Source organism: Nostoc cf. edaphicum LEGE 07299 (genome assembly GCF_015207245.1).
Classification (GTDB): domain Bacteria; phylum Cyanobacteriota; class Cyanobacteriia; order Cyanobacteriales; family Nostocaceae; genus Nostoc; species Nostoc edaphicum_B.
Genome location: NZ_JADEXF010000175.1, coordinates 1 through 6,833 on the forward strand (window position 1 = coordinate 1; position 6,833 = coordinate 6,833).

The window sequence follows — 6,833 nt, forward strand, 5'->3', positions numbered from 1 at the left end:
TCTTAGTCCCTTTAAAAAAGCAGGCTAAGGGGGATCTAAAAAATTAGAAAACAAAACCTAGTAGTTCGTTTGATTAATTTTGTGAGGTTTGTAGTGAGCGATAAATCGTTCAATCTCAAAGGTAGAGCTACTTACGAACTTTTATAACTTTCAACATTAATGAAACAGACACCTAGCTTGCACTTGTCTGACTCTGTTTTTCAGTTGTGATGCCAATTTTTAATGCAGCCAAATTCCCTTGACTCTAGCAAGCGGGAATAATTACCCTTTAAAAAAGCTAAAGCTGAATTTAGCAACAAGACTAGTCCAGCAATTTCAGGAATTGACTCAATGCTTGAATGGATAACTAATACTATCAACTATTTTGGCTATTGGGGAATCGCCCTACTAATGTTTTTAGAGAACCTTTTTCCCCCCATTCCTTCAGAATTGATTATGCCACTGGCTGGATTTACAGCAAGTCCATATCAACCAGGAGGGGCAAAGCTGAATATTATTGGTGTATTTTTCGCAGGACTTTTGGGTTCTGTATTAGGCGCACTTATTTGGTACTATCCGGGTAAGTTTTTGGGCGAAACCCGTTTGAAAGCTTGGGCTGACAAGTATGGCAAATGGCTGGCTATATCCAGTAAAGATATCACTAAGGCCAAAAAGTGGTTTGACCGACAAGGTAGAACAGCAGTATTAATTGGTCGTCTTGTGCCAGGAATCCGCACCTTGATTTCTGTTCCCGCAGGTATTAGCAATATGCCTTTGCTACCATTTTTGTTTTACACAACATTAGGTAGCGCTGCTTGGGTAGGTTTGCTAACATACTCAGGATACATATTGGGTAGTCAGTATGAACTTGTGGACAAGTACCTTGCTCCTGTATCTAAAATCGTACTTGGCGGTTTGGTTCTAGCATTTGTTTTCTGGATATTCAAGCGCCAGTTAAGACGCACTAGAAGATAAAACACGGACGCTTTTGGTTTGAAAGCAGTGAAAGCAGGGGTTACATCTGGCCAAAATTCGCCTACACTATGCCAAATAATACTAGATGTGCGTTGGCAGAGCTTACCAGAGGTATCGCCGGAATTAATTTTTGGCGTATTTCTAGCTACACTTGACGCAACCTAGAATTTCTGGTTGCTCGCATTTTTGTAAGATGAGCATGACAACTTTTTACAGTTAAGTTTGAACTAGGAGCTTTCATGACAGACCAACCTTCCGCCGCTACCCCCATTAATGCTGCTGCTATACCCATGAATAGGCAGCCGTTAGCATCGACTCCTATCAATGCTGTTAATAATAATCCTCCCATTAACAAGCCAGTCGGTGGTTCTGGGAAAACTATTCTCAGTGTTGATTTAGGCAGAACTTCCACAAAAACTTGTGTGAGTCGCGAACCAGGCAGTGTGGTGTTCGTACCTGCCAACGTCAAGCAGATGTCGATAGAACAAGTACGCGGCGGTGTTTTTGAAGCCAGAGCTACTGACCCCTTAATGGATTTGTGGCTGGAGTATCAAGGAAATGGATATGCTGTTGGTCAACTGGCAGCCGATTTTGGGGCGAATTTAGGAGTCGGACAATCTAAGGTAGAAGCTGCACTGGTAAAAGTTTTAGCAAGTGCTGGCTACTTCAAACTCAGAGACGATATCTCAGTTGTACTTGGTCTGCCTTTTCTTTCCTTAGAGCAATTTGAAAAAGAAAAAGCACAATTGATTAGCCAAGTAGGTGGCCCTCACGTGTTGAACTTCCGAGGCGAATCTGTGTCGCTGAACGTCAGTAAGGTATGGGTAATGCCAGAAGGCTACGGCAGCTTGTTATGGTCTGAAGCTCAACCCAAGAAAAACCCTGGTAGTCCCGATTTTACAAAAATATCGGTAGCGATCGTTGATATTGGTCATCAAACCGTCGATCTTTTGATGGTAGATAACTTCCGTTTTGCCAGAGGTGCTTCTAAGAGCGAAGACTTCGGAATGAATAAGTTTTATGAATTGGTGTCTGCCGAAATCGAGGGAGCAGATAGTCAATCTCTAGCCCTGATTTCCGCTGTGAACAAACCCAGAGGCGAACGCTATTACCGTCCTAAAGGCGCTAGCAAGCCCACCAACCTAGATGATTTTCTTCCTAATCTCACAGAGATGTTTTCACGGGAAATCTGTAGCCGTGTACTCGCCTGGTTGCCAGAACGCGTCACCGATGTGATTCTTACTGGCGGCGGTGGTGAGTTCTTCTGGGACGACGTTCAACGTCTCCTCAAAGAAGCAAAGATTAATGCTCATTTAGCAGCACCTTCCCGTCAGGCGAATGCTTTGGGGCAGTATATTTATGGAGAGGCACAATTATCCTCCAATCGCGCTGCTAGGGCATAAAGCTGATGTTCCAATGGTCAAAAAAGGTAGTTAAATCCGTCACGTTCAACCCAGAGCTTGCTGATGAAAGCTTGTTAGCGCAAGTAGAAAGTTATTTGGAAAAACAACCAGACAAGACTTTCAGCGACCTCTGTAAAGAAGCCTTGTGGCAATCTTTATGTGTACCGGAATCTGTACAACCTGCTCCACAAACAGCAGTAAACACACCGATCGATCAACAAATCGGTGAACTGCAACGTCAAGTGGCTGGACTTGAGGAACGTTTTTTTGCCAAGGGATCTAATCGTTTGGAGGCGATGGAACATCATCTACTGCAACTTTCTCAACAAGTCGCACAACTGGCGCTCATAGTCAACGATCGATCGTTCATTCCGTCTCCAAGTCAATTAGAAGTAGTAAATAATACTTCTTATACTGTTGCTACCCCTCCTCAAGAGGTTGACCCCGTAATCAGTCGCCTTAGTCAGTTTCTGGATGATTTTTAAGGAAAAATCAGGTTTGTGAGCAGTTTTTGCTCATATTAACAATCCTTAATAGTTAATACTATTAAGGATTATTAATGTTTATATATAGAAGTATTGAGATTATTGAGATTTGTGTATCTATAAATATGAGCTTGACAAACAAAGTTTGGACGTGGTGAAGTTTTTGGAGTTAAGTAAGGCTTTGGGTATTACTCCTTGTGAATTGTTGGGAAAACTAGAACAAGTAACTTAAACAGCAGATTTTACCCAATAGTAACTGTGAGCAATAACCTAAAAATACCGGATTTTGATGCCAATCTGCTCATGTCAGAAGCTGAAAATATCGTAAAACTCCGTTCTGGGATGTTCTGGAATGATTCTGTAAAAACAGTTTTATCCGTCTGTTGTAATTCGCCTGAATTATTTCCATATTTAAAAGTATGCAATTCTCGCTTAGATTACATTAGTAAGTGGTTAAATAAGTATTTTGGCGGTTATAATAATCGAGCCTCAAAGCGAACTAGTAAGAAGATAGGCACCGTTTCTGACAAAATTATTGACACGATTATTTCTGCTCGTTTACCTACTCTCAGCACTGATGACATTAATCATATAAAGTATGCTCATCGTCTTTCTATGTCGGCAGAAAACGTATTATGTCTTCTTTTAGAAGAATATCTTGCCGAAAAATTATCATTTTATGGTTGGTACTGTGCTTGGGGTGAAACTATAAATAAGGTTGATTTTTGTACCAAGAAAGGTGAGCTATTACAAGTTAAAAACCGTAGTAATTCTGAAAATAGTTCGAGCAGTAGTGTCCGTAAAGGAACTATCATTCGGAAATGGCATAGAGTCAATGCTCAAAATGGAGCTTACTATTGGAAAGAACTGAATCAATTAATAGGATGCTCTAATCTTTCTGAAGAAGACTTTGCTGCCTTTGTTAGACAAACTATCGCTGAAAATCATGCAGCATTATATGTAGAAGATAGTAAGTACTGGCAACAAATTCAGTAGTAAAAGTCTTAAAATAATCAAAAGGCTAAGGATTTAGTGATTAAATAGTGAAAGCTGTTCAAAGACTGGTATCCCTTTAGGTTTTTCCTGTCTAATTAAACTATGTAAATAGTCACCAATAGCTTGAGCTAAGAGTACAGGTACAGCATTACCTATCTGTCGGTACTTAGAGGCTGTCGAACCATAGAAAATCCATGAGTCTGGAAAGGTTTGAATCCTGGCGCACTCTCGAACACTGAGAGGACGCAGTTCCTCTGGATGACACATATCTGTAGCCTTTTGGTAAGGACTTGTAGTAACAGTAGGAGAAGGCTTATCCCAACATAATCTTCTGTAAAACCCTACTTTACCACCTCCAGATTTGTAAGCGCCTCCCATTGCTTCTTTTATCAATTCTTTAGGTAAATCTCTCCAGTTTTGACCACTTTTTAAAAGCTTTAAATATTGAAGACGGTTTTTTGAGTAGGAAGTATACTCCGGTTGTGGATCTTCTAAGTTTATCAGAGCGTCTTTAAGAGTGCGCCATTGAGGTAATAAAGAGCCATCTTTACTATGAGTAGGCAAAGGGAATGTAGCTGATTCACCATCTCTTGAGCCAATAAAGATTACTCGCGCTCTGTTTTGCGGAACACCGTAATCTGCTGCTTCCATGACTTTATAAATAACTTGATAACCAAGGCGCTTTATTTCTTCTAAAACAATCTCAAGAGCGCTCCCTTGCATTTCATCTAGTTCCAGAGGAGCATAACCCGTTCCTCGTTCCAGATGAGGTCTATGACGAATAGGAGCCGAGAGTAAACCTTTAACATTCTCCATGACAAAAAAGCGTGGCTGCACTTGTTCAACAATACGTATAAAGTCCATAAACAAGCTGCCACGTGGGTCCATAACTGAACCACGTTTTCCTGCTGTGCTGAAGGGTTGGCAAGGGGGACCGCCAGTTACTAAATCTACTTCTCCAATACGTAGGGGTCTACCAAGGTTAATAATATATCCCCCTTCTTCCAAAAGATTTTGAGCAGTGATTTTCTGTATATCTCTTGCTACGGCACTGTTTAGGTGAGGTCGGTTAAAAGCTATAGTCTTCGCAGCATCAGGATCTTTCTCAACAACACTTACTATCCGAAAACCTGCCTGTTCTATCCCAATATCTAGTCCACCTGCTCCTGTAAATAAACTGATTGCTATTGCCTGATTGTCTATCACTGCTTTTATCCTTACAGCCTTAATCAAATATACGATTTGCTGGAATCCTCAAGTCTGCTTCATGCTAACGATAGATACCTGCAATTCTAATAGTGTAAGCATTTTGAAACAGTATGTTACAAAGACGCTATTCTCTTTATAAATATGGCAGGCTTAAACGGGTTTATCGTTAGACATTGCATTTGTACAATACACAAATTGACTCACTTTTAGTTGAATATTATTAGATACATATTATTACTAGTATTCTTTTTTTACTCTGCACACTGTATAAATGCTAGAATCCTCAAGTAGACAGTTAGGATACTTAGATGCCAGTTGTAGCTAACTCAATCAAGTTTGGTACAGACGGCTGGCGGGGCGTTATTGGTGACGAGTTCACCTTTGAACGTCTAGCCCTGGTCGCGCCAGTTGCCGCAAGAGTATTATATGATACATATTTTTCTACAGTGGGTAGCCGGACAATAATTGTCGGTTACGATCGCCGATTCATGGCCGAAGACTTTGCTCGTGCTGTTGCCGATACTGTCACTGCTGTCGGATTTGATGTGCTACTGAGCGAAAGCTATGCCCCAACCCCAGCTTATAGTTGGGCAGCAAAAGAACTCAATGCTTTAGGGGCGCTGGTAATTACAGCCAGCCATAATCCAGGTTCATATTTGGGGTTAAAAGTCAAGGGCTATTTTGGTGGATCGGTGCCGCCAGAAGTCACAAAAGAGATAGAAGCGCAGTTGTCGGTTGGAGTACCGCTAGCAACGACCCCAGGAAAGCAAGAAAAATTCGATCCTTGGCCCAGTTATACCCAAGCACTAGAACGTAAAGTTGATATCGCCAAACTTCGAGAAGCGATCGCCTCTGGCAAATTGACGTTATTTGCCGATGTTATGCATGGTGCTGCGGCTGGTGGATTGGCAAGATTACTAGGCAATCAAGTCAAAGAAATCAACAGCGATCGCGATCCCCTCTTTGGTGGCGGCGCGCCGGAACCCTTGCCTAAATACCTTTCAAAGCTATTTGAAGTCATCAAGACTCACCGAGAAACCGATAAATCAGGTTTAACGGTGGGGTTGGTATTTGATGGAGACTGCGATCGCATTGCAGCAGTAGATGGAGAAGCTAACTTCCTAAGTTCCCAAGTATTAATCCCGATATTAATCGACCATTTAACCCTGCGGCGCGATTTTAAGGGTGAAATAGTTAAAACTGTTAGTGGTTCCGACTTGATGCCGCTTGTAGCAGCACTACATAACCTGTCAGTCTTTGAGACAGCGGTTGGTTATAAATATATCGCTGACAGAATGTTAGTCGCAAAAGTGTTACTGGGTGGCGAGGAGTCAGGAGGAATTGGCTATGGCAGCCATATTCCCGAACGCGATGCCCTATTGTCAGCCTTGTATGTACTAGAAGCGATTGTAGAATCTGGTTTGGATTTAGGTGAATATTATCGCCACTTACAAAAACAAACAGGGTTTACCTCAGCATACGATCGCATTGATTTACCCTTAGCAAGTATGGAAGTGCGATCGCGTCTTTTGCAACAATTGCAAACCCAACCCTTAACGGAAATTGCAGGTAAAGCAGTGATTGATTGCCAAACAATTGACGGCTACAAGTATCGTTTAGCTGATAAAAGCTGGTTAATGATTCGCTTTAGCGGTACTGAGCCAGTTTTACGCCTGTACTGCGAAGCCTCAACAATTGAGCAAGTGCATCAAACTCTTGCTTGGGCGAAACACTGGGCGGAGTAAAATTAATCATTAGTCATTTGTCTTTTGTCCTTTGTCCTTGG

The 6,833-nt window shown here is 41.7% G+C and carries 6 protein-coding genes; 5 read left to right on the forward strand and 1 reads right to left on the reverse strand.

Going from position 1 to position 6,833, the window contains the following annotated elements:
- Positions 1-330: 330 nt before the first annotated feature.
- The 4 genes from IQ229_RS07305 to IQ229_RS07320 all read left to right on the forward strand — a co-directional run bounded on the left by IQ229_RS07305 (position 331) and on the right by IQ229_RS07320 (position 3,838).
- Positions 331-954, forward strand: coding sequence for a DedA family protein (locus IQ229_RS07305; RefSeq protein ID WP_194042533.1), 624 nt, complete (start codon positions 331-333; stop codon positions 952-954).
- Positions 955-1,193: 239 nt separating this feature from the next.
- A complete protein-coding gene (locus IQ229_RS07310; protein ID WP_194042535.1) occupies positions 1,194-2,357 on the forward strand; it encodes a ParM/StbA family protein in 1,164 nt (387 codons plus the stop codon).
- Between the two features lie 5 nt (positions 2,358-2,362).
- Positions 2,363-2,842 carry a plasmid segregation centromere-binding protein ParR gene (locus IQ229_RS07315; protein ID WP_194042537.1) on the forward strand — a complete coding sequence of 160 codons (480 nt, stop codon included), beginning with the start codon at positions 2,363-2,365 and terminating at the stop codon, positions 2,840-2,842.
- A 303-nt stretch (positions 2,843-3,145) separates the two neighbouring features.
- Positions 3,146-3,838: a SinI family restriction endonuclease gene (locus tag IQ229_RS07320; protein WP_194042539.1), complete on the forward strand. Its 693-nt coding sequence runs from the start codon at positions 3,146-3,148 to the stop codon at positions 3,836-3,838.
- Positions 3,839-3,871: 33 nt separating this feature from the next.
- Here the strand turns inward: IQ229_RS07320 and IQ229_RS07325 are convergent, their stop codons facing one another.
- Entirely contained in the window at positions 3,872-5,044 is a 1,173-nt protein-coding gene (locus tag IQ229_RS07325; protein ID WP_194042541.1) for a DNA cytosine methyltransferase, read from the reverse strand.
- Positions 5,045-5,355: 311 nt separating this feature from the next.
- On the opposite strand from IQ229_RS07325, the gene IQ229_RS07330 reads away from it, so the two are divergent.
- Complete coding sequence (locus tag IQ229_RS07330) at positions 5,356-6,792, forward strand: phosphoglucomutase/phosphomannomutase family protein (RefSeq protein WP_194042543.1); 1,437 nt, start codon at positions 5,356-5,358, stop codon at positions 6,790-6,792.
- Positions 6,793-6,833: the final 41 nt, after the last annotated feature.